The organism is Microbacterium sp. HD4P20 (assembly GCF_019449275.2).
Classification (GTDB): Bacteria; Actinomycetota; Actinomycetes; order Actinomycetales; family Microbacteriaceae; genus Microbacterium.
Genome location: NZ_JAHZQZ020000016.1, coordinates 39,380 through 60,461 on the forward strand (window position 1 = coordinate 39,380; position 21,082 = coordinate 60,461).

Consider the following 21,082-nt stretch of genomic DNA (forward strand, 5'->3'; position numbering starts at 1 on the left):
AGCGTCAGCGGGCGAACGGCGCGAGTCGCGACGCGAGGTGCTCGCCGACGCGCGCGTGCACCGCGGTCCCGCCTTCTTCGTGTTGCTGAGCCAGGATGATGCCCTGCTCGTGGATCGCCGAGACGAGGTCGCCGCGGTCGTACGGCACGAGCGCATGAATCTCGACGGCGGGGAGTGGGAGCGCCGCCTCGATGGCCGCGCGCAGCTCGTCGATGCCCTCACCGGTACGTGAAGACGCGAAGACGGCTTTCGGCTCGAGACCGCGCAGCACGAGCCGCGTGTCGTCGTCCACGAGGTCGGCCTTGTTGAAGACCACGAGCTCGGGGAGATCACGTGCGCCGACGTCGCCGATCACGTCGCGCACCGTCGCCAGCTGGGCAGCAGGATCAGGATGCGACGCGTCCACGACGTGCAGGATCACGTCCGAGTCGGCGACCTCCTCGAGTGTCGAGCGGAACGCTTCGACCAGCTGGTGAGGGAGGTTGCGCACGAACCCGACGGTGTCGGTCAGCGTGTAGACGCGGCCGTCGGTCGTCTCAGAGCGGCGCACCGTGGCATCCAGCGTCGCGAACAGCGCGTTCTCGACGAGCACGCCGGCACTGGTGAGCCGGTTGAGCAGACTGGACTTTCCGGCGTTGGTGTAGCCGGCGATCGCGACCGACGGGATCGTGTTGCGCTTGCGCTCGGCTCGCTTGGCCTCTCGCGCCGGCGCGAAGTCGCGGATCTGACGCCGCAGCTGTGCCATCTTGGTACGGATTCGGCGACGATCCAGCTCGATCTTGGTCTCACCGGGACCACGCGAACCCATGCCGGCGCCGCCGGCGCCCACCTGGCCACCGGCCTGACGGCTCATCGAATCACCCCAGCCGCGCAGTCGCGGCAGGAGGTATTCGAGCTGTGCCAGCTCGACCTGCGCCTTGCCCTCGCGGCTCTTGGCGTGCTGGCTGAAGATGTCGAGGATGACGGTGGTGCGGTCGATGACCTTCACCTTGACGACGTCCTCGAGCGCGCGGCGCTGGCTGGGCGCGAGCTCGGTGTCGGCGATGACGGTGTCGGCGCCGACGGCCGCCACGATGTCGCGCAGCTCATCCGCCTTGCCACGCCCGACGTACGTTGCCGGATCCGGATGCGGACGACGCTGAAGCACGCCGTCGAGGACCACGGCGCCGGCCGTCTCGGCGAGTGCGGCCAGTTCGCGCAACGAGTTCTCGGCGTCCTCGGTCTCACCCTGCGCGTGCACGCCGACGAGCACCACGTTCTCGAGCCGAAGCTGCCGGTACTCGACCTCGGTGACGTCCTCGAGCTCGGTCGACAGACCGGGTACCCGCCGCAGCGCGGCCCGCTCCTCGCGGTCCCACTGGTCGCCGTCGGTGTCGGTGCGTCCGATCGTCGCCACGTCTTGCAGAGCCTGCGCGCCGCCGAAGACATGCACCCCCGAGCGCGCATCGGCGCGCGCCAGCACGCGATCCACCGGGTCCTCCAGTGTCTCGTCCGCGCTTCGGGGTGTGGTCGTATCCGTCATGTGTTCCTTTCAGGATGCCGCACCCGGGCCGATCGGCCGGGTGAGGCGTCCGTGAATTCTAGTCCTGCTTAGTGGAGTCGGTCTCGGAGCGGGTGGGAGACGCTCCCCCTTGGGAACGTCCTCCGCTAGGCTCGTCAGCCATGGGGAGCGACCACTACTTCAGTGCTTCCCCCGCCAGTCCCGAGAATCTGCGACGCATCCGGGTGACGCTCGCGGGCCGAGAACTCGAACTGACGACTGCGGGCGGGGTATTCAGTCCCGACCATCTCGACACGGGCACCCAGGTCCTCCTGTCGAACACTCCTCCGCCGCCGCCCGGAGGCGACCTGCTCGACCTCGGCTGCGGCTGGGGACCGATCGCTCTGAGCCTGGCCATGGATGCGCCGCACGCGACGGTCTGGGCGGTCGATGTCAACGAGCGGGCCCTCGACCTCGTTCGTCGCAACGCCGAGTCTCTCGGGCTCGACAATGTCAACGCCTTGTTGCCCGACGATGTTCCCGACGACGTGCGGTTCCGCAGCATCCGTTCGAATCCCCCGATCCGCGTCGGCAAGCACGAGCTTCACGGTCTGCTCGAGCGCTGGATCCCCCGCCTCGACGAGCGCTCCGACGCGTGGCTCGTCGTCCAGCGCAACCTCGGTTCGGACTCGCTCCAGCGCTGGCTGGCCGCGGCGTTCGACCGAGGGTACAGCGTGCACCGGGCGGCGACCGGTCGCGGCTTCCGGGTGCTGCGGGTGCGGCGCCACGGGTCACCGCCGAGCGAGCCGATCGCCCTGCCCGAGGTCTGACCGAACGCGCCCGTCGATCATCGTGGCGCCACTCAGGCGAGCGTGACCTCGCCCGAGTAGACCAGGGTCGCCGGCCCCGACAGCAGCACGTGGCGCTCGCCGTCCACCTCCGGCATCCGCACGCCCAGCGTCCCGCCCGGCACGTCGACGGTCCACTGATCCGGTGCGGCGGGCCCCGCCCAGTGCCGCACGGCCAGGGCGGCGGCGGCCACGCCGGTGCCACAGCTGAGCGTCTCACCGACGCCCCGTTCGAAGACCCGCATACGGATCGCGCCGACGCCGTCCCGCACGAGCGGGTCGGCGGGCACGACGAACTCCACGTTCGCACCGTTCGCCGGCTCGGGGTGCAGCTGCGGCTGCGACGCCAGGTCGAGACCGTCGAGCTCTCGCGTGTCGGGCAGCGCGACGACGACGTGCGGATTGCCGACGTCGATCCCCAGGCCCGGCCGCGGCGCGCCGATCCCCCGAGCCCGTACGAGCACATCGGCGTCCTCCACGCGCCACGGGCCGAGGTCGACCTCGAGACCCAGCTCGCTCCGGGTGACGGTCTTGACACCCGCGCGGGTGCCGATACGCAGTGGGCCGTCATCGAGTGGGGCCCAGCCGACCTCGGCGAGATAGCGCGCGAAGACGCGGATCCCGTTCCCGCACATCTCGGCCGCCGACCCGTCGGCGTTGCGGTAGTCCATGAACCATTCCACGGGGCCGGATGAAGACGCGGACGCCGCCAGCTCGACGCCTTCGTCGATCGCGTTCGTGCGCACCACGCGCAGGATGCCGTCGGCCCCGATGCCGAATCGGCGATCGCACAGCACGGCGACCTGATCGTCGGAGAGCTCGAGGGAGCCGTCGGGGTCGGGCACGATCACGAAGTCGTTGCCTGTGCCGTGACCTTTCGTGAACGAGACGGTCTGCGGCATGCATCCAGTCTAAAGGCGGGCCGCGAAGCCCGTCCGCGATGCGTCGTCTGTCACATCCGTCCCGGGGGCGGTGTCGTATGTGTGAACCCACGAGGAGACTGTCATGCGCAGCATCGCAAACCCCGTCAGGCCGAAGGCTGACGACGAACGTTCCCGCTCGGTCACCGATCGCCTTGCCGAACGGATCGGCAACACGAGGCTCTTCGGGCACCGCGTCGTCGACGCCTGGGACCGACTGCGGCAGCGGCGGGTACCGAGTCACTGGACCAACCTGTTCGGCGTCGTCACCGTCGCCTGCGTCGCGGTGATCGTGATCACCGGGATATGGCTCATGGTGTTCTACGTGCCGTCGAGCCAGCCAACGACCTACACCGGATCGTATGAGCCGCTCCACGGCGCGACGGTCTCGAAGGCATACGCCTCGACGATGCTCATCACCTTGGACGTCCCCGGCGGCCGACTCATCCGTCAGGCGCACCACTGGGCGGCGTTGCTCCTGCCCGCCGCGATCGTCCTGCAGTTGGTGACGACGTTCTTCACGGGAGCATTCCGCCGCCCGCGACGCGGGATGTGGCTGCTCCTGGTCCTGGTGTTCTTCGCGGCCCTCGGCGGTGGGTGGAGCGGCTACGCGCTCCCCGACGACATGCTCTCGGGGACGGGGCTGCGCATCGTCGAAGGCATCGTGCTCGGCATTCCCGTCGTCGGCACGTGGATGGCCTCGCTGCTCTTCGGAGGCTCTTTCCCCGGACGGATCATTGAGAACCTGTATCCCCTGCACATCGTCGTCTTCACGGGCGCCTTGATCGTCCTTGTCGTCTATCGGGCCGTCCTGGCGTGGCGCCACGGGCCGCCGCAGTTTCCGGGTCGCGGACGCACCGAACAGAACATCGTGGGGATCCCGCTCCTGCCCACCGCAGCGGTCCGCGGCGGCGGGCTGTTCCTCCTCGTCACCGCGCTGCTCGTGCTCATCTCGGCGACCGTCGTGGTGAGTCCGGTGTGGCTGTACGGGCCCGGCGACCCCGGTAACGCCGGGGCGGGCAGTCAGCCGGACTGGTACACCGGCTTCCTCGACGGCGCGCTGCGCCTCGTGCCACCTGGATGGGAGATCGTGTGGCTCGGTCGCACGTGGACGCTCGCGATCCTCGCGCCGCTGGCCGTGATCGGCCTCTTCTTCGCCGTCGTCGCCGCCTACCCGTTTCTCGAGGAATGGGTGACCGGCGACCGGCGCGAACACCACCTGCTCGACCGGCCGCGGGCGGCGGCGACACGCACCGGCATCGGCGTGGCCGGTCTGATCTTCGCCGGCATGCTGTGGGCCGCGGGCGGGGCCGACGTCATCGCCACCGCGTTCTCGCTCAGCATCGAGGGCGTCATCGGAACGCTGCAGGCGGCACTCGTCATCGGCCCGTTGATCGGGTACACGGTCGCCCAGCGTGTGTGCCTGGGGCTACAGCGCAAAGACCGCGACCTGCTCGATCACGGCTTCGAGACCGGCCGCATCGTCCGGTCGCCCGGCGGCGAGTACGTCGAGGTGCACCAGCCGCTCGACGAGACGCAGCGGGCTCGCCTGGCCCTGCCCGAACCGACTCGCCGCCGCGCCCGCGGGATCGCGACGACGCGTCCGGCGGTGGCCGGCGATACCCCTCGCGCAGTCGCGGGGCCGCCGGGACGCGGGCCTCAGAGTGAGAGGGGTTCGTAGCAGTCGTAGCTGATGTGCTCGACGATGAGGACGTCGCGCGCCCTGCGTGTCCTCCTTCAGGGGCTGGGCCTGTTGGAGAAGGTCGAGGCGCGCGAAGTCCGCGACCCCCAGGGAGACCTCGGCTGACATTGCCGCACTGCGCGGGCGGATGCCTGTCAGTCGGCGATGAGGCGCTTGCCGGTTGCCCAGGTCTGGAACGTCTCGTAACCCAGGGCGTCGTAGAAGCCCTGGGCCAGATTGTTCTCCGGCCGCACCATCAGCTGCACCTTCGGGCATCCCATCGCCAGCAGCCGCTCCTCCGCCGCATCGACCAGTCGGCGCCCGATCCCCTGCCCCCGGCGAGCCGGGTCGCTCGCGAGGTAGTACAGCCACCCACGATGGCCGTCGTACCCCGCCATCACCGACCCGACGACGGTCTCGTCGGCGGTGGCGACCAGGAACAGCTCAGGCTGCACGGTGAGCTTGCGGTTGATGTCCTGGTAGGGGTTGTTCCACGGACGGGTCAGTCCGGTCTCCTGCCAGAGCGAGACGACGGCGTCCGTGTCGGCCACGGTGAAGGTGCGGATCTCGACGGTCATGCCCACGAGTCTGCCAGGGTCGCCGCGTCCTGCCCCGCTTCGGTCCAATGAACGCCGTCGTACCGCTTGAACCACGACACCTGACGCCGGGCGTAGCGGCGGGTGAGCGCCTGCGTCTCGGCGATCGCCTCGGCCTCGGTCATCTCGTCACGCAATTGCGCCAGCGCCTGCGCGTAGCCGATCGCTCGACGCGCCGTGACGCCGCGTTCGAGACCACGTTCGCGCAGGTGGCGAACCTCGTCGATGAGCCCTTCGCGCCACATGTCCTCGACGCGTCGGTCCAGCCGAGGGACCAGCTGATCGCGCGGCAGTCCGACACCGACGATCGTCGTCGCCTCCTGCCAGCGGAGCGGCTGCGGGGGAAGAGCCGCACCGTGGGTGCGTTCCCCGAGTTCCAGCACCTCGAGAGCGCGCACGATCCGCCGCCCGTTGCGCGGGTCGATCTTCTCCGCAGTCGCGGCGTCGAGCTCACGCAGTCGTGCGAACAGGGCGCCGGGACCTTCCGCGTCCAGTTGCGCCTCCAGTCGTGAGCGCACCTGCGCGTCGCGCGGCGGAAAACGGAAGTCGAACAGCACGCTCGAGACATACAGCCCCGAGCCGCCCACCAGGATCGCGTCCGCGCCCCGCGCATGTATCTGCGCGACCGCGGTGCGCGCGGCATCCTGATACCACGCGACGGCCGCGTCTTCGGTGACCTCGAGCACGTCGAAGAGATGATGACGGATGCCGCGGCGCTCGGTCTCGGGCAGCTTGGCGGTTCCGATATCCATGCCGCGGTACAGCTGCATCGCATCGGCGTTGACGATCTCGGCGGAGCGCCCACGTCGGGCAAGCGCTTCGGCGAGGTCGAGCGACAACCCGGTCTTGCCGGTGCCAGTGGCACCGACGATCGCCCAGAGCCGCCGGCGCGGGCCGGATTCACCCGGGCTGGTGCCCGGGTGAGGCGAGGCGAAGCGCTTCTCGCGCGGCTCGACGAGTGACTCGAGGCGTCTCGTCTCGTCGCTGCGCTCCTCGCTCAACGACCGATTGCCTTCACACGCCGACGCGCAGGCTGGGCAGGCCGAGTGACACCGCGCGCGCTGTACCAGCGCCGGATGACGCCGGAACCGCGCACGACTCCGCCTGCGAGCGGTCCCAGGCATCGCCCGACCGCGTGCGGCGAATGCGCAGTGACGCACCCTCGGGCGCGTCGGCGAGGAGGTGGAACGGTGCGGCGTGCGTCACCACGACCGACACGACATCGCCCGGACGCGGGACGGGCGAAGCGTCCGGCACTTCGAAGTGGACGAGCCGGTTGTCTTCGGCGCGTCCGGTGAGGCGGTGGGTCGCGGCATCCTTCTTACCCTCGCCCGTCGAGACGAGAACCTGCAGCTCGCGGCCCACTTGCTTCTGGTTCTCCTCCAGCGAGATGCGCTCCTGCAGCGCGAGCAGACGTTCATAACGCTGCTGGACGACCTCTTTGGGCACCTGGTCGGGCATGGTCGCCGCCGGAGTGCCTTCGCGGATCGAGTACTGGAACGTGAACGCCGTCGCGAAGCGAGCCTGCTCGACGACGCGCATCGTGTCTTCGAAGTCCTCGTCGGTCTCGCCCGGGAAGCCGACGATGATGTCGGTCGAGATCGCGGCGTGCGGCATCTTGGCTCGGACACGATCGAGTATTCCGAGGAACTTCTCGCTGCGGTACGAACGCCGCATCGCCTTGAGGACGCGGTCGCTGCCCGACTGCAGGGGCATGTGCAGCTGCGGCATGACCGCCGGAGTCTCGGCCATCGCGTCGATCACGTCATCGGTGAAGGCCGCCGGATGGGGACTGGTGAAACGGATGCGCTCCAGCCCGGGAATCTCGCCGGCTGCGCGCAGCAACTTGCCGAAGGCCTGACGATCGCCGAACTCGACGCCGTACGAGTTCACATTCTGGCCGAGCAGCGTGACCTCCATCGCGCCGTCCTCGACGAGCAGACGAATCTCATTCAGGATGTCGCCGGGACGGCGGTCCTTCTCTTTGCCGCGCAGGCTCGGCACGATGCAGAACGTGCAGGTGTTGTTGCAGCCGACAGAGATCGACACCCATCCGCTGTGGACGCTCTCGCGCTTGGTGGGCAGGGTCGAGGGGAAGATCTCGAGCGACTCGAGGATCTCGAGCTCGGCTTCGCCGTTGTGCCGGGCCCGCTCGAGCAGGCTCGGGAGCGAGCCCATGTTGTGCGTGCCGAAGACGACATCGACCCACGGCGCCTTGTCGAGGACGGCTTCCTTGTCCATCTGCGCGAGGCACCCGCCGACCGCGATCTGCATGCCCTCGTGCTTGTCTTTGCGTGACTTCAGGTGGCCCAGAGTGCCGTAGAGCTTGCCTGCGGCGTTGTCGCGCACCGCGCACGTGTTGATCACGACGATGTCGGCCTCTTCGCCCGCCTCGGCGCGGAGGTAGCCGGCGCTCTCGAGGGAACCCGAGAGTCGCTCGGAGTCGTGGACGTTCATCTGGCAGCCGAACGTGCGCACCTCGTAGGTGCGCACATGACCGTCGACGCCGCGCGCGGCCGCGGACGGTGCGATGAGAGTCGGGGTGGCGGAGGGTGAAGTCATGATGTCAGCCATTGTACGAGCCGCCTGCGCGGCTATGGCGCGGTGCCGAGGGTCAACTGCTCACCGGAATCGCACCCCGGAGTGGCCAGGACTCTGCTCGTCGAGCGCTTGGCGTGCAGCGGTCATCGCCACCGATCCCGGGTAGCCACGTCTCGACAGCTGTCCCATGAGCCGGCGCAGCGCAGTGTCACGGTCGACATCACGCAGCGAGCGGATCTTCGCGCGCGCGAACTCGAGCGCCCGGTCGAGATCGTCGTCGGGCAGCGCCGCGAGCGCCGCATCGGCGACCTCTCGAGGAACGCCGCGCTTGGCGAGCGTCTGCGCGATGACCTGCCGCCCTTGGCCCTTGCGGTCGACACCCGCGTGGATGAGCTGCTCGGCGAGGGCGGCGTCGTCGAGATAGCCGCGGCGGAGGAACCCATCCAGCACCCCATCGATGGCGTCGCCGTCGAGCTCGCGCTCAGCAAGGACGGCACGGGCTTCGCGCACCGACAGCGATCTGGTGCGGAGCTTCTTCAGCAGGGATTTCTCTGCGATGTTGCGCTCGATCGCTGCGGCGTCGTCGGTCTCGCGCTCATGCTCGGCGGCACGCTGCTGATCCTCAAGATCGGTCCAGCTCGAGTGCCAGACCGCTGAGGCCTCCGCCTCACGCAGCCCGCGCTCATCCCCGGGAAGTTCGACGCGGTTGGCGACGTCGTCGCCGGTGCGGTCGTCTGCCGCTTCACCGGTCGCTGTACGAGCGCCGAAGAGGGGGATGACGGGGGCGAGTCGGTCGTCAGACCCACCCCCGTTCACGCTGTCCACGATGTCCGGGCTGGCCGCGTCGTCACGCCGGACGGCGCGCTGCGAGCTCGTCGTCCACGGGAGCGGCGGCCTCGCCCTTCGGCACGCCGATGCCCAGCTTCACCTTGATCTTCGACTCGATGTCGGCCGCGACATCCGCGTTCTTGATCAGGAAGTTGCGCGCGTTCTCTTTGCCCTGACCCAGCTGCTCGCCGTCGTACGTGTACCACGCTCCCGACTTCTTCACGATGCCGTGTTCCACGCCGAAGTCGATGAGGCTGCCTTCGCGGGAGATGCCGACGCCGTAGAGAATGTCGAACTCGGCCTGCTTGAACGGCGGGGCCATCTTGTTCTTGACGACCTTGACGCGCGTCCGGTTGCCGACCGCGTCGGTGCCGTCCTTGAGCGTCTCGATACGACGGATGTCGAGACGGACCGACGCGTAGAACTTGAGCGCCTTGCCACCCGCGGTGGTTTCGGGCGATCCGAAGAACACGCCGATCTTCTCGCGCAACTGGTTGATGAAGATCATGGTGGTGTTGGTCTGGTTGAGACCACCCGTGAGCTTGCGCAGCGCCTGCGACATGAGGCGCGCCTGCAGACCCACGTGCGAGTCGCCCATCTCGCCCTCGATCTCGGCCTTCGGCACGAGGGCGGCGACGGAGTCGATGACCACGAGGTCGATCGCCCCGGACCGCACGAGCATGTCCGCGATTTCGAGCGCCTGCTCACCGGTGTCGGGCTGCGACACCAGCAGGGCATCGATGTCGACGCCCAGCTTCTGCGCGTAGTCGGGATCGAGCGCGTGCTCGGCGTCGATGAACGCTGCGATGCCGCCCGCGCGCTGCGCGTTGGCGATCGCGTGGAGGGTCAGCGTCGTCTTACCCGACGACTCCGGTCCGTAGATCTCGATGATGCGTCCGCGCGGCAGTCCACCGATGCCGAGGGCGACGTCGAGGGCGATGGAACCGGTGGGGACGACCTCGACGGGGGCGCGGTCATCGCTGCCCAGCCGCATGACCGAGCCCTTTCCGAACTGCCGGTCGATCTGGGCGAGGGCCGACTCGAGGGCCTTCTCGCGGTCAACTGCTGAGGGCATGGCGTGCTCTTTCTACTCGTGTTCCGTCGCCTGTAGGCTGTCGCGCTCCACCCCGGACGGGACGGATGCTGCGACAAGGCGTGAGGTGTCGTTCGACGTTGCTCACGTTAGGGAAGGGCTCCGACATCCGGTGGTGCTCCTCCCCGACCCGTGGACAGACACGTCCTCGACTCCCGTTGTGGAGGAGCCTATGCGGGTCTCGAACACTCGTTCGAGCGACACGCCGCGAAGCGGCAGCGCCCCGAGCACATCCTTCAGCGAGCGCGGGGTTCGAGGCGTCCCACGCCGTAACGCCGTTCCGCCGGCACATCGAGCTCTTCGCAGATGGCAGACCACACATCACGAGGAGGAACGCCGACTTCGATCGCCTCGGCGGCCGTACGGCCGCCGACCTGCGACAGGACGAGGTCGGTCACCACCGCGCTGGCGCGACCGTGGAACTCATCTGCGACGGCTCGATCGAACTCACTGCGACGCAACGCGGTACCCGTCTCCTGACGCCTGCCGGACCTACTGGGGCGCGCTCAGCGGAGCGACAGCTCGGCGTCGACCGAGGCGACCAGGTCGTCGGGAACAACGTCGGGGAAGGGCTGCAGGCCCTCCATGACCGAGATGCGGTCTCCGACCTCACGCATGATGGTCGAGATGGGAACATCCAGCGCCTCTGCCACCGAGGCGAGGATCTCGCTCGAGGCTTCCTTCTGTCCGCGCTCCACCTCGCTCAGGTAACCCAGCGCGACACTCGCACGGCTCGCCACCTGGCGGAGGGTACGACCCTTCTGCTGGCGGAAATCACGAAGAACTTCGCCGATCTCTTGACGTACCAGGATCATCGGGGTCCCCTCCTCACTTCTGATTCCGCCGCTGTCCGGGTGGACAACAGTACCGCACCGGATAAAGCCAATCTAACCCTGCCGGCTGTGCGATGGGTGGGAATCGCCGAATGTAACCGACACGCAACACGGCGTATTCCGCCCGACCGAAAGTGTCGGTCACAATTGCCGGATCGTCTCGGCGAGGACCGCATCGACGGTCTGGCGACGGATCGCCGGGCGGTCCCCCTCGAACGCGTGACGGATCGTCGACTCGCCGGACGGCGTCACGACCGCGATCCAGACGGTGCCCACGGGCTGCCCGTCCTGCGGCTCGGGTCCTGCGACACCGGTGGTGGCGATCCCGACGTCGGCGCGCATAATCCTGCGCACGCCTTCGGCCATCTGCCTCGCCACCGCCGCGTCGACGGCGCCCGCCGTCGACAGGCGGTCCGCCTCGACGCCGAGAACGTCACGCTTGACCTCCGCCGAGTACGCGACGACTCCCCCGCGCACCGATGCCGAAGCCCCAGGCACATCGACGAGCGCGGAGGTCACGAGGCCGCCGGTGAGCGATTCGGCCACAGCGACGGTCCAACCTCGGCGAGCCAGCGCACCGAGCACTTCTTCGGCAGGGCGACGGAAGGGCGGCGCATGCTGCGCCGTCACGTCGGAGGTCAACCTGCGGCCCTCCGCCGGGCGCCGCGCACCTCGCTGACGATGTAGTCGATCCCGCTGGCGATCGTCAGGATCACCGCGATCGCCATGGCGACCCCGTTGACCCACCAGATCCAGTCGCCAACGATCGTCCACAACGGCAGCAGCGCGAGCGCGAGCGCGACGGCCTGCGCGACCGTCTTGAGCTTGCCCATCCACGCCGCGGCCAGCACGTGGTCGCTCACCACGGCGAAGCGGTAGACGGTGATGCCGATCTCGCGCACGAGCACGACGATCGTGATCCACCACGGCAGCTCTGCGAGGATCGACAGCCCGACGAAAGCGAGCCCCGTCAGCACCTTGTCGGCGATCGGGTCCAGAAGCTTGCCGAGATCGGTGACGATGTCATGCCGGCGGGCCAGATAGCCGTCGAGTCCGTCCGTGGCGATCGCTACGATGAACAGCGCCGCCGCCCACCAGCGCAGCGCCCCATCCGCGCCGTCATCGGCCAGCAGCATCCACAGGAAGACCGGTGCGCACAGAATGCGCACGATCGTGATCGCGTTCGGGAGCTGCCGCGGAATCGCCATGCGTCGACCCTATCGGCGCTGCATCGACCTCATCGGCGCGGCGACGTCAATCCCGTCCGGTCAGGCCCCAGGCATCCTCCGAGCCGTCCTCGCCCTCCACGGTCGGATGGCCATCGAACTGCGAGGCGACGGCGTCCGTTCCGTATCGGTCATCGGCCGCACCACCCACCGGCGCGGGCGGGGCTGCCGCACTGGGCGGATCCTCACCGCGCAGCCGTGCCAGCACCTCGGAAAGCTGATCGGGCCGCACCAGGACGTCTCGTGCCTTCGAGCCCTCGGACGGGCCCACGATCTCACGCGACTCGAGCAGATCCATGAGTCGGCCGGCCTTGGCGAAGCCGACGCGGAGCTTGCGCTGCAGCATCGACGTCGAGCCGAACTGCGTCGAGACGATCTGCTCCGCCGCGGCCAGAAGCAGCTCGAGGTCGTCTCCGATATCGGCGTCGACTTCTTTCTTCTCCACGGCCGCCTGCACGTCGGAGCGGTACTCCGGCCGCGCCTGCGCGGTGACGTGCTTGACCACGGTCTCGATCTCTTGCTCGCTCACCCACGCGCCCTGCACGCGGATCGCCTTGGACGCGCCCATGGGAAGGAAGAGACCATCACCCTGTCCGATGAGGCGGTCGGCGCCCGGCTGGTCGAGGATGACGCGTGAATCGGTGACGCTCGTCACGGCGAAGGCGAGCCGCGAGGGCACGTTGGCCTTGATGAGACCCGTGACGACATCGACCGACGGACGCTGCGTGGCGAGCACGAGATGGATGCCACTGGCCCGGGCGAGCTGAGTGATGCGCACGATCGAGTCCTCGACGTCACGCGGGGCCACCATCATGAGATCCGCGAGCTCGTCGACGACGACGAGGAGGTACGGGTACGGCTTGAGGACGCGCTCACTGCCGGGCGGCAGGGTGATCTGGCCGGCGACGACGGCCTTGTTGAAGTCGTCGATGTGACGGAAGCCGAAGGACGCGAGGTCGTCGTACCTCATGTCCATCTCCTTCACGACCCACTGCAGCGCCTCGGCGGCCTTTTTCGGGTTCGTGATGATGGGGGTGATGAGGTGCGGCACGCCGGCGTACGACGTGAGCTCGACTCGCTTGGGGTCGATGAGCACCATGCGCACGTCCGCCGGCTTGGCCTTCATGAGCAGACTCGTGATCATCGAGTTGACGAAGCTCGACTTTCCGGAGCCCGTCGAGCCGGCGACGAGAAGGTGCGGCATCTTCGCAAGATTGGCCACGACGTAGCCGCCGCCGACGTCCTTGCCGACGCCGATCGTCATCGGATGCGTCGAGTTGGTCGCATTGGCCGAGCGGAGCACATCCCCCAGCGTCACGATCTCACGGTCGGCGTTGGGAATCTCGACGCCGATCGCGCTCTTGCCGGGGATCGGCGCGAGGATGCGAACCTCGTTCGAGGCGACGGCATAGGCGATGTTGTTCGTGAGCGCCGTGATGCGCTCGACCTTAACGCCCGGTCCGAGCGATATCTCGTACTGCGTGACCGTCGGGCCGCGTGAGAAGCCCGTCACGCGGGCGTCGACCGAGAACTGGTCGAGCACGCTGGTGATCGCGCGCACGGTGTCGTCGTTGGCCTGGGAGCGCGCGACGTGCGGCGTTCCCGCGGCCAGCGCATTCACCGAGGGAAGGCGGTAGGGCGCCGACGGCGAATCGTAGGACTCCTGCGAGCCGATGCCGTCAAGCCCCGGCAGGACGCCGTCGTCGACCGGTCCCGTGTCGGAGTCGTCGCGCAGCGACGTCCGCGACGAGGAGGTCGCCGCCTTGGCGGCGGACAGGACGGACGGGTCGATGACCTCGGTGAGGGCGTCGGCCGGCGGCGGCGGGACGAGTGGCGCGATGGCTTGGTCGAAGCCGCCCTGCGGCGGCCCAGGAGGAAGGAGCGTCGTGAGGTCCTGCGAGTCGATGCCGTCCTCGGGGTCCCTCTCGCGACCGGTCTTGTTGCGACGCCACCACGGGAGCGAAGGGTCTGCGTCCTCGTCGTCATCGGTGGCCGACGAATCAGCCGCGGTCTTCTCGGATGCCGTCTTCTCGGGCCGGGGCTCCGCGTCGAACATCCACGCGTACAGATCTCCGAGGCGACTGCCGATGCGGTTCGGAGGCGTCTTGGTGATGATCAGGATGCCGAGCACGGCCAGCAGCGACAGCACGATGTAGGCGCCCACATCGGTCAGCAGCATCGCCAGGGGCTCGCCCAGCATCCATCCGAAGAGTCCGCCCGCCTCGCTCAGCGCCGGCAGCCCCTCGTTCGGCTGGGGCCGCCCGCCGGCGACATGGCAGAAGCCCGCGATCGTGACGATCAGCAGTCCGAAGCCGATGCCGACGCGTCCGTTGTCGTGCACCGACGAGGGATGACGGAACATCCAGCCCGCGAGCATGAGAAGCAGCACGGGGAGCACGAACGCCTCGCGGCCGAGCAGCATGCCGACCGAATACGCACTGATCGTCTTGGCGACCTCGTTGCCGATGAAGAACCACTCGTTGACGGCCCCCGCGATCGCCAGCAGCACCAGGAGGAAGGGGAAGCCGTCGCGACGCTGCTCCTTCTCGAGCGTCTCGGGCCCGAATGCGCGGAAGAGCCCGCCCGTCGCGTGCGCGAGGCCGAGCCAGGCACGCGCGGCGAGGGGCGGCTTGTCTGTCTCGCCGACGTACCGCTTGGGCGCCGGTGCCGGCTTGCGCGCGCGCGAAGACGAAGCGCTCGACGCGCTGGACGCGCCCGAAGACGCGCGCGATCCCTTGGTCGGGCTGGTGCTCCTGGCCATTCCTCCACGTTAAGCCGCCGAGCCGACATTCGCCCGCAAGCGCGCGGCGCTTCGGCGGCCTCCGCTACGCCTCGATACTCCGCCCGTGGTGATCTCGGCTACGCCTCGATACTCCGCCCATGGTGATCTCGGCTACGCCTCGATACTCCGCCCGTGGTGATCTCGGCTACGCCTCGATACTCCGCCCGTGGTGATCTCGGCTACGCCTCGATCACGAGCGGGATGATCATCGGACGGCGGCGGAGCGACTGGTTCACCCAGCGCCCGATCGTCCGGCGCACCACCTGCGACAGCGCGTGCGAGTCGCGGACGCCGGACTGGGCCGCCTCAGCGAGCGCGGCGGCGATCTTCGGCTTGACCGCTTCGAACACGGCGTCGTCCTCGGCGAAACCGCGCGCGTGGATCTCGGGGCCCGAGATGATCTTGCCGGTCGAGGCGTCGACGACGACGATCACCGAGATGAAGCCCTCCTCGCCAAGGATGCGGCGATCCTTGAGGTCGGCGTCCGTGATCTCGCCGACGGTCGAGCCGTCCACGTACACGAAGCCCAGATCAAGCTGGCCCACCACCGTGGCATCGCCGGCCCGGAGGTCGACGACAGTGCCGTTCTCGGCGAGGATCGTGCGCTCCGGGTCGATCCCGGTGTCCTGTGCCAGACGGGCATTCGCCATGAGATGGCGGTATTCGCCGTGCACGGGCAGCACGTTGCGGGGCTTGACGATGTTGTAGCAGTACAGCAGCTCGCCCGCCGCCGCGTGGCCTGACACGTGCACCTTCGCGTTGCCCTTGTGCACGACGTTCGCGCCGAGCTTGGTCAGCCCGTCGATGACCCGGTAGACGGCATTCTCATTACCCGGGATGAGGCTCGAGGCGAGGATCACGGTGTCGCCGGGACCGGGCTCGATGGCGTGGTCGAGGTTGGCCATCCGGCTGAGCACGGCCATCGGCTCGCCCTGCGAGCCGGTCGACATGTAGACGATCTCGTTCTCGGGAAGGTCGCGCGCCTTCTTGTAGTCGATCAGCACGCCTTCGGGCACATGCAGATAGCCCAGGTCTTCGGCGATGGTCATGTTGCGCAGCATGCTTCGACCGAGCAGCGCGACACGGCGGCCATGCGCCGCCGCGGCATCCAGCACCTGCTGAACACGATGGACGTGGCTGGAGAAGCTGGCGACGATCACGCGGCGGGGCGCCTTGCCGATGACCTGATCCAGCACGGGACCGATCGAACGCTCGAGGGGCGTGAAACCGGGCACGTCTGCGTTCGTGGAGTCGACGAGGAACAGGTCGACCCCTTCCTCACCGAGGCGAGCGAACGCGCGCAGATCCGTCAGCCGCCCGTCCAGCGGCAGCTGATCCATCTTGAAGTCGCCCGTCGTCACAACCAGGCCCGCGGGCGTGCGGATCGCGATGGCGAGCGCGTCGGGGATGGAGTGGTTGACCGCGACGAACTCGAGTTCGAACGGACCGAGGTTCTCGCGCTGACCCTCCGTGACGGTGAGGCTGTACGGCTTGATGCGGTGTTCTTTGAGCTTCGCCTCGATGAGGGCGAGCGTCAGGCCGGAGCCGATGATCGGGATGTCGCTCTTGAGCTTGAGCAGGTAGGGAACGGCACCGATATGGTCTTCGTGCCCGTGGGTCAGCACCACCCCGACGATGTCGTCGAGGCGACCCTTGATCGGCTCGAAGTCCGGCAGGATGAGGTCGACACCGGGCTGGTGCTCCTCGGGGAACAGCACGCCGCAGTCGACGATCAGCAACTTGCCGCCGTACTCGAACAACGTCATGTTGCGGCCCACCTCGCCGAGCCCGCCGAGCGGGACGACCCGGAGGGTCCCCGCTTCGAGCTCGGGAGGGTCGTAGGGGGTCGTGGGCATTGTCAGCCTCCCTCGGATGCCGGGCATCCGTTCATTCACCCACGCTGTCGTCCCGATCCGGGCGCGACGGCGTGGTCATCTGGTCGTGCCCGAGACCTTCGGCAGCGCGCCACCCGCGGCGGCGTTGCGGTCGGGGCGGAAGTTGGAGAAGTCGGCGCCGGGCACGTCGCTGACGAGAGCGAGCTCGTCCTCGATCTTGGCGGCCTCCCACTCCTCGGGGCCGACCAGCGGCAGGCGCACCCGCGGGCTGGAGATCCGCCCGAGGCCGTGCAGGATGTACTTCGCCGACACCGTGCCCGGAACGTGCGTCATGACCGCACGCACCAGCGGCTCGAGCTGCTTGTGCGCGGCCGTCGCCGCCTTCAAGTCGCCGCGGTTGACCGCATCGACGATCACCCGGTACGGCTGCGCAGCGATGTTCGCGGTGACGCCGATCAGGCCGGTGGCGCCGATGGCCAGGTGCGGCAGGATGTTGGCGTCGTCGCCGGAGAAATACATCAGATCGGTCTGGTTGAGCACGCGGCTCACCTCGCTGAAGTCGCCCTTGGCGTCCTTGATGGCGAGGATGTTCGGATGCTTGGCCAGTCGCAGGATCGTCTCGTACTGGATGGGCACGCCGGTGCGGCCCGGGATGTCGTACAGGATCACCGGCAGATCGGTGGCATCCGCCACCAGGCGGAAGTGGGTGAGGATCCCGGCCTGCGTGGGCTTGTTGTAGTACGGCGTGACGATCATGATGCCGTCGGCGCCGACCTTCTCACTGGCTTTGTAGAGCTCGATCGCGTGGGCGGTCTCGTTCGAGCCGCCACCCGTGATGATCTTGGCGCGGCCGGCTGCGACGTCCTTGCCGACCTCGACCAGCCGGATCTTCTCGGCATCGGTCAATGTCGACGTTTCGCCGGTGGTGCCGGTGACGACGACGCCGTCCGCTCCTGCGGTCACGACATCGTCGATGTGCTTCTCGACGGCGGGCCAGTCCACCTCGCCGTCGGCCGCCATCGGGGTGATGAGGGCGACGAGCACCTGTCCGAAGGGATTGCCCGTATGCGTCATGCCTTCAGGGTATCGGGCTGCCGCCGCCCTCGCCGCCCGCTGCTCACCTGCCGCGCTCACCGAGCCGGGCGGCGACCGACGGGGGCGCGAACCTCGCGAGGGCGACCAGGGCCTTGTAACGCAGGGTGGGGATCGATACGGATGCTCCTCGCGCGGCGTCGCGCAGGGAGGCCGCGACGACGTCCCGGGCGTCCAGCCACAGCGCGTCGGGGATGCCCTCCTGACCAGGCGGCAGTCCCATGCGCTCGTGGAAATGTGTGTGCGTATAGCCGGGGCAGACGGCGGTCACGGTCACGCCTCGCGGCGCGTAGCGGCCGTTCGCCCAGCGACTGAAGCTGACCAGCCATCCCTTCGATGCACCGTATGTCGAGCGGGGAATGAAGGCCGCCACCGAGGCGAGATTCAGGATGCGACCGTGCCCACGGGCGAGCATGGCGCCCAGCGCCGCGTGCGCGAGCCGCATCGGCACCTCGACGTGCAGGCGCAGGTGAGCGACCTCGTCGTCGATGTCATTGGTCTCGAAGGACAGCGGCAATCCGAATCCGGCGTTGTTGACGAGCACCTCGATCGGCCGTGCGGAATCGGCGACGCGCTCCTCGATCTTCGCCCGCTGCCGTGCATTGAGCAGATCGGCCGCGAGAACCTCGACCTCGACGCCGTACGTCGCCCGCAGGCCTTTGGCCAGTTCGTCGAGCGCGGCGCGGTCGCGTGCCACGAGCACGAGGTGCGCGCCCTTCGCCGCCAGCTGCCGCGCGTATTCGGCACCGAGTCCCGAACTCGCGCCGGTGATGAGTGCCGTCTTCGCCATGGGCGCCAGCCTAGGCCGGACGTTCCAGGGTGAGGAAGCGATACCGGATGCCAGAGCTCGAGGTGTGCCAGCCCCGCGCCGGATCGCTGCGCACAGCCTGCCAGCCGTCTCGCGATGGCGCGTGCGTGTCACCGTCGACCTCGAGGTCCAGCTCGGTCACCTCCAGGCGGTCGGCCACGCTGATCGCCTCGCGATAGAGCTGGCCCCCGCCGATGATCCAGATGCGCTCGGGACCATCGGCGTCCGCCGTGGCGAGCGCCGCCTGGAGGGAGCCGGCGCGCTCGGCGCCGGCATCCGTCCAGTCCTCCTGACGCGTCACGACGATGTTGCGTCGACCGGGCAGCGGCCGAAAGCGATCGGGGAACGACTCCCAGGTCCGCCGGCCCATCAGCACGGGAGCCCCCATCGTGACGGCCTTGAAATGGGCCATGTCTTCGGGAACGTGCCACGGCATGCCGCCGTGGGCGCCGATGACGCCGCCGGATGCCTCGGCCCAGATCATCCCTACCGGCGCGGTCATACGGCGACGGCGCCGCGGATCGCCGGATGGTGCTGGTAGTCCTCGACGACGAAGTCCTCGTACGTGTAGTCGAAGATCGAGTCCGGCTTGCCGGCGATGCTCAGCGTGGGATACGGGTACGGCTCGCGTGTCAGCTGCTCACGCACCTGTTTGAGGTGGTTGTCGTAGATGTGGCAGTCGCCGCCCGTCCACACGAAGTCGCCCGGCTCGAGACCGGCCTGCTGCGCGATCATGAGCGTCAGCAGCGCGTACGAGGCGATGTTGAAGGGAACCCCGAGGAAGAGGTCGGCGCTGCGCTGGTACAGCTGGCACGACAGCCTGCCGTCCGCGACGTAGAACTGGAACAGGGCGTGGCACGGTGCCAGCGCCATGTCGGGGATGTCGGCGGGGTTCCAGGCCGACACGATCAGGCGACGCGAGTCCGGGTTGGAGCGGATCTGGTCGAGCACCTGCGAGATCTGGTCGATCTGCTCGCCCGACGGGGTCGGCCACGACCGCCACTGCACGCCGTACACCGGGCCCAGTTCGCCCTCGGCGTCGGCCCATTCGTCCCAGATCGTGACGCCGTTCTCTTGCAGCCACCGCACGTTCGACTCGCCGCGGAGGAACCACAGCAGCTCATAGGCGATGGACTTGAAGTGCACGCGCTTGGTCGTGATCAGCGGGAAGCCCTGCGAAAGATCGAAGCGGATCTGACGCCCGAACGCGCTCGTCGTTCCGGTGCCGGTGCGGTCCGACTTATGGGTGCCGTGCTCGAGCACGTCGCGCAGCAGGTCCTCGTACGGGGTCGGGATCGGCGTCGTCACGGCTGCCACGATACCCGCGCCGGGGGCGCGCGGGGTCAGCCGCCACGGGATGTCATCTTGCGCCAACGGCCCATTTCACTCAGCAAAGGGGTTAGCCTGATCTGCTGTGACCCTGGTCGGTGCTCTGATCGCCCTCGCCGTTCTCCTCGCGGCGACGGTGGCCCTCGGCGTCTTCCTGAACTGGAGCCAGTCCCGGCCTCGCCGCGACATCGCGCACGAAGTCGTGGAACCGCACCGGCTGGGTGCCGACGCGCTCGGCGAGACGGCGACGCTCCTGCAGTTCAGCACCGAGATGTGCGCACGCTGCCCCGGCGTGCATCGCACGCTCTCGACGATCGCCGACGACCACACCGGCGTACGCCACCTCGACGTGGACCTGACGCACCGCCCGGACATCGCCAAGCACTTCCATGTGCTCCAGACGCCGACCACCCTCGTGCTCGATCGCCACGGCGTCGTCCAGACCCGACTCGGGGGCGTCCCGAGCCGCGAGGTGCTCGAGCTGGAGCTGAAGCGCCTCACCGCCGAGAACGTGAATGTCTGACCCCGTTGCATCCGCTCGCCGGGGCATCGATCCGCGGGGGCCCCGGTTCGCCGCCGCCATCACGTCACTGCTGCTCCTGGTCGTGGTCTTCCTCGGTCTCACGGGGCTCTCGACCGCACGAGTGCCGGACTTCGGGTGGTACACGACCTCGCCGAGCATGGTGGGATACCCGACAGACGGCAGCCCTTGGGCGATCACGTACTCATCGCTCGCGCAGCGGATCCTCGACCCCGCGTTCCTGCTCCTGCTCGTGGCCGCCCTGCTCTTCCTGTGGGGCCTCCTCTCCCCGCGCACGGCGCCGTGGGGCGCGCTGTACCGCAAGGTCGTCGCACCGCGCCTCGCTCCTCCGACCGAGCTCGAGGATCCGCGTCCGCCGCGCTTCGCCCAAGGCGTCGGACTCTTCGTGGCGGCGATCGGACTCGTCCTGCATATGGCCGGAGTCCCCTGGGCGCTCACGATCGCGGCCGCTGCCGCGTTCGTGGCGGCGTTTCTCAACGCCGTCTTCGGATTGTGCCTGGGCTGCCAGCTCTACCTCCTGCTGCAGCGGGCCGGCCTCGTCGGTCGTGCGCGACCTCGCTCGGCGTGACGCGCACTCGGAACGCCGTCAACCCGTCGCGCCGGGGCATCCGTCGCGATTAGGCTGACCGCGAAGCGCCCGGCAGTCGGG

At 68.6% G+C, this 21,082-nt stretch carries 21 protein-coding genes; 4 read left to right on the forward strand and 17 right to left on the reverse strand.

Going from position 1 to position 21,082, the window contains the following annotated elements:
* Window positions 1-4 precede the first annotated feature (4 nt).
* Complete coding sequence (hflX, locus tag K0817_RS11915) at window positions 5-1,522, reverse strand: GTPase HflX (RefSeq protein ID WP_219981737.1); 1,518 nt, start codon at window positions 1,520-1,522, stop codon at window positions 5-7.
* A 140-nt stretch (window positions 1,523-1,662) separates the two neighbouring features.
* Between hflX and K0817_RS11920 the strand changes: the two genes are divergently transcribed.
* Window positions 1,663-2,310, forward strand: coding sequence for a class I SAM-dependent methyltransferase (locus K0817_RS11920; RefSeq protein WP_219981738.1), 648 nt, complete (start codon window positions 1,663-1,665; stop codon window positions 2,308-2,310).
* A gap of 32 nt (window positions 2,311-2,342) precedes the next feature.
* On the opposite strand, the gene dapF is transcribed toward K0817_RS11920, so the two are convergent.
* On the reverse strand, window positions 2,343-3,230 hold the full coding sequence (dapF, locus tag K0817_RS11925; RefSeq protein WP_219981739.1) for a diaminopimelate epimerase: 888 nt from the start codon (window positions 3,228-3,230) through the stop codon (window positions 2,343-2,345).
* 103 nt (window positions 3,231-3,333) lie between these two features.
* On the opposite strand from dapF, the gene K0817_RS11930 reads away from it, so the two are divergent.
* Entirely contained in the window at window positions 3,334-4,929 is a 1,596-nt protein-coding gene (locus K0817_RS11930) for a cytochrome b N-terminal domain-containing protein (protein WP_219981740.1), read from the forward strand.
* Window positions 4,930-5,084: 155 nt separating this feature from the next.
* Here the strand turns inward: K0817_RS11930 and K0817_RS11935 are convergent, their stop codons facing one another.
* The 15 genes from K0817_RS11935 to K0817_RS12005 form a co-directional block, all read right to left on the reverse strand.
* Entirely contained in the window at window positions 5,085-5,507 is a 423-nt protein-coding gene (locus K0817_RS11935; RefSeq protein ID WP_219981741.1) for a GNAT family acetyltransferase, read from the reverse strand.
* Window positions 5,504-6,397, reverse strand: coding sequence for a tRNA (adenosine(37)-N6)-dimethylallyltransferase MiaA (gene miaA, locus K0817_RS11940; RefSeq protein ID WP_219981978.1), 894 nt, complete (start codon window positions 6,395-6,397; stop codon window positions 5,504-5,506). Before miaA ends, K0817_RS11935 begins: the two co-directional genes overlap by 4 nt.
* 142 nt (window positions 6,398-6,539) lie before the next feature.
* The gene (gene miaB / locus K0817_RS11945) at window positions 6,540-8,087 is read right to left on the reverse strand and encodes a tRNA (N6-isopentenyl adenosine(37)-C2)-methylthiotransferase MiaB (protein WP_219981742.1); all 1,548 of its coding nucleotides are present in this window, start codon (window positions 8,085-8,087) and stop codon (window positions 6,540-6,542) included.
* Window positions 8,088-8,147: 60 nt separating this feature from the next.
* A complete protein-coding gene (locus K0817_RS18720; RefSeq protein ID WP_253735349.1) occupies window positions 8,148-8,891 on the reverse strand; it encodes a regulatory protein RecX in 744 nt (247 codons plus the stop codon).
* A 22-nt stretch (window positions 8,892-8,913) separates the two neighbouring features.
* Window positions 8,914-9,969: a recombinase RecA gene (gene recA / locus K0817_RS11955; protein WP_219981744.1), complete on the reverse strand. Its 1,056-nt coding sequence runs from the start codon at window positions 9,967-9,969 to the stop codon at window positions 8,914-8,916.
* Window positions 9,970-10,223: 254 nt separating this feature from the next.
* A complete protein-coding gene (locus tag K0817_RS11960) occupies window positions 10,224-10,448 on the reverse strand; it encodes a DUF3046 domain-containing protein (RefSeq protein ID WP_219981745.1) in 225 nt (74 codons plus the stop codon).
* Between the two features lie 45 nt (window positions 10,449-10,493).
* Complete coding sequence (locus tag K0817_RS11965) at window positions 10,494-10,802, reverse strand: helix-turn-helix domain-containing protein (RefSeq protein ID WP_168912172.1); 309 nt, start codon at window positions 10,800-10,802, stop codon at window positions 10,494-10,496.
* Window positions 10,803-10,961: 159 nt separating this feature from the next.
* The gene (locus K0817_RS11970; RefSeq protein ID WP_253735350.1) at window positions 10,962-11,462 is read right to left on the reverse strand and encodes a CinA family protein; all 501 of its coding nucleotides are present in this window, start codon (window positions 11,460-11,462) and stop codon (window positions 10,962-10,964) included.
* The gene (gene pgsA, locus K0817_RS11975; protein WP_219981747.1) at window positions 11,459-12,028 is read right to left on the reverse strand and encodes a CDP-diacylglycerol--glycerol-3-phosphate 3-phosphatidyltransferase; all 570 of its coding nucleotides are present in this window, start codon (window positions 12,026-12,028) and stop codon (window positions 11,459-11,461) included. The genes K0817_RS11970 and pgsA overlap by 4 nt, the downstream gene beginning before the upstream one ends.
* Window positions 12,029-12,074: 46 nt before the next feature.
* The gene (locus K0817_RS11980) at window positions 12,075-14,807 is read right to left on the reverse strand and encodes a DNA translocase FtsK (RefSeq protein WP_219981748.1); all 2,733 of its coding nucleotides are present in this window, start codon (window positions 14,805-14,807) and stop codon (window positions 12,075-12,077) included.
* A gap of 200 nt (window positions 14,808-15,007) precedes the next feature.
* A complete protein-coding gene (locus K0817_RS11985; protein ID WP_219981749.1) occupies window positions 15,008-16,684 on the reverse strand; it encodes a ribonuclease J in 1,677 nt (558 codons plus the stop codon).
* 75 nt (window positions 16,685-16,759) lie between these two features.
* Window positions 16,760-17,737, reverse strand: a complete 978-nt coding sequence (dapA, locus tag K0817_RS11990) for a 4-hydroxy-tetrahydrodipicolinate synthase (RefSeq protein ID WP_219981750.1) — start codon at window positions 17,735-17,737, stop codon at window positions 16,760-16,762.
* A 43-nt stretch (window positions 17,738-17,780) separates the two neighbouring features.
* Window positions 17,781-18,545 (reverse strand): SDR family oxidoreductase, encoded by a 765-nt coding sequence (locus K0817_RS11995; RefSeq protein ID WP_219981751.1) that lies wholly within the window; start codon window positions 18,543-18,545, stop codon window positions 17,781-17,783.
* A gap of 10 nt (window positions 18,546-18,555) precedes the next feature.
* Window positions 18,556-19,065 carry a dihydrofolate reductase gene (locus tag K0817_RS12000; protein WP_219981752.1) on the reverse strand — a complete coding sequence of 170 codons (510 nt, stop codon included), beginning with the start codon at window positions 19,063-19,065 and terminating at the stop codon, window positions 18,556-18,558.
* A complete protein-coding gene (locus tag K0817_RS12005) occupies window positions 19,062-19,871 on the reverse strand; it encodes a thymidylate synthase (RefSeq protein WP_219981753.1) in 810 nt (269 codons plus the stop codon). The genes K0817_RS12000 and K0817_RS12005 overlap by 4 nt, the downstream gene beginning before the upstream one ends.
* 106 nt (window positions 19,872-19,977) lie before the next feature.
* Here K0817_RS12005 and K0817_RS12010 point away from each other — a divergent pair, with 106 nt between their 5' ends.
* Together K0817_RS12010 and K0817_RS12015 are read left to right on the forward strand one after the other, a co-directional pair.
* On the forward strand, window positions 19,978-20,415 hold the full coding sequence (locus tag K0817_RS12010) for a thioredoxin family protein (protein ID WP_219981754.1): 438 nt from the start codon (window positions 19,978-19,980) through the stop codon (window positions 20,413-20,415).
* Complete coding sequence (locus K0817_RS12015; RefSeq protein ID WP_219981755.1) at window positions 20,408-21,001, forward strand: DUF4395 domain-containing protein; 594 nt, start codon at window positions 20,408-20,410, stop codon at window positions 20,999-21,001. The genes K0817_RS12010 and K0817_RS12015 overlap by 8 nt, the downstream gene beginning before the upstream one ends.
* Window positions 21,002-21,082: the final 81 nt, after the last annotated feature.

Excerpts from the sequence above, each read along its gene's own strand:
- dapA (WP_219981750.1), bottom strand. The coding sequence starts at position 17,737 with ATGACGCATACGGGCAATCCCTTCGGACAGGTGCTCGTCGCCCTCATC.
- K0817_RS11930 (WP_219981740.1), top strand. The coding sequence starts at position 3,334 with ATGCGCAGCATCGCAAACCCCGTCAGGCCGAAGGCTGACGACGAACGT.
- K0817_RS11935 (WP_219981741.1), bottom strand. The coding sequence starts at position 5,507 with ATGACCGTCGAGATCCGCACCTTCACCGTGGCCGACACGGACGCCGTC.
- K0817_RS12000 (WP_219981752.1), bottom strand. The coding sequence starts at position 19,065 with ATGACCGCGCCGGTAGGGATGATCTGGGCCGAGGCATCCGGCGGCGTC.
- K0817_RS11965 (WP_168912172.1), bottom strand. The coding sequence starts at position 10,802 with ATGATCCTGGTACGTCAAGAGATCGGCGAAGTTCTTCGTGATTTCCGC.
- miaB (WP_219981742.1), bottom strand. The coding sequence starts at position 8,087 with ATGACTTCACCCTCCGCCACCCCGACTCTCATCGCACCGTCCGCGGCC.
- hflX (WP_219981737.1), bottom strand. The coding sequence starts at position 1,522 with ATGACGGATACGACCACACCCCGAAGCGCGGACGAGACACTGGAGGAC.
- recA (WP_219981744.1), bottom strand. The coding sequence starts at position 9,969 with ATGCCCTCAGCAGTTGACCGCGAGAAGGCCCTCGAGTCGGCCCTCGCC.
- K0817_RS11920 (WP_219981738.1), top strand. The coding sequence starts at position 1,663 with ATGGGGAGCGACCACTACTTCAGTGCTTCCCCCGCCAGTCCCGAGAAT.
- K0817_RS11985 (WP_219981749.1), bottom strand. The coding sequence starts at position 16,684 with ATGCCCACGACCCCCTACGACCCTCCCGAGCTCGAAGCGGGGACCCTC.
- K0817_RS11995 (WP_219981751.1), bottom strand. The coding sequence starts at position 18,545 with ATGGCGAAGACGGCACTCATCACCGGCGCGAGTTCGGGACTCGGTGCC.
- pgsA (WP_219981747.1), bottom strand. The coding sequence starts at position 12,028 with ATGGCGATTCCGCGGCAGCTCCCGAACGCGATCACGATCGTGCGCATT.
- K0817_RS12015 (WP_219981755.1), top strand. The coding sequence starts at position 20,408 with ATGTCTGACCCCGTTGCATCCGCTCGCCGGGGCATCGATCCGCGGGGG.
- dapF (WP_219981739.1), bottom strand. The coding sequence starts at position 3,230 with ATGCCGCAGACCGTCTCGTTCACGAAAGGTCACGGCACAGGCAACGAC.
- K0817_RS11980 (WP_219981748.1), bottom strand. The coding sequence starts at position 14,807 with ATGGCCAGGAGCACCAGCCCGACCAAGGGATCGCGCGCGTCTTCGGGC.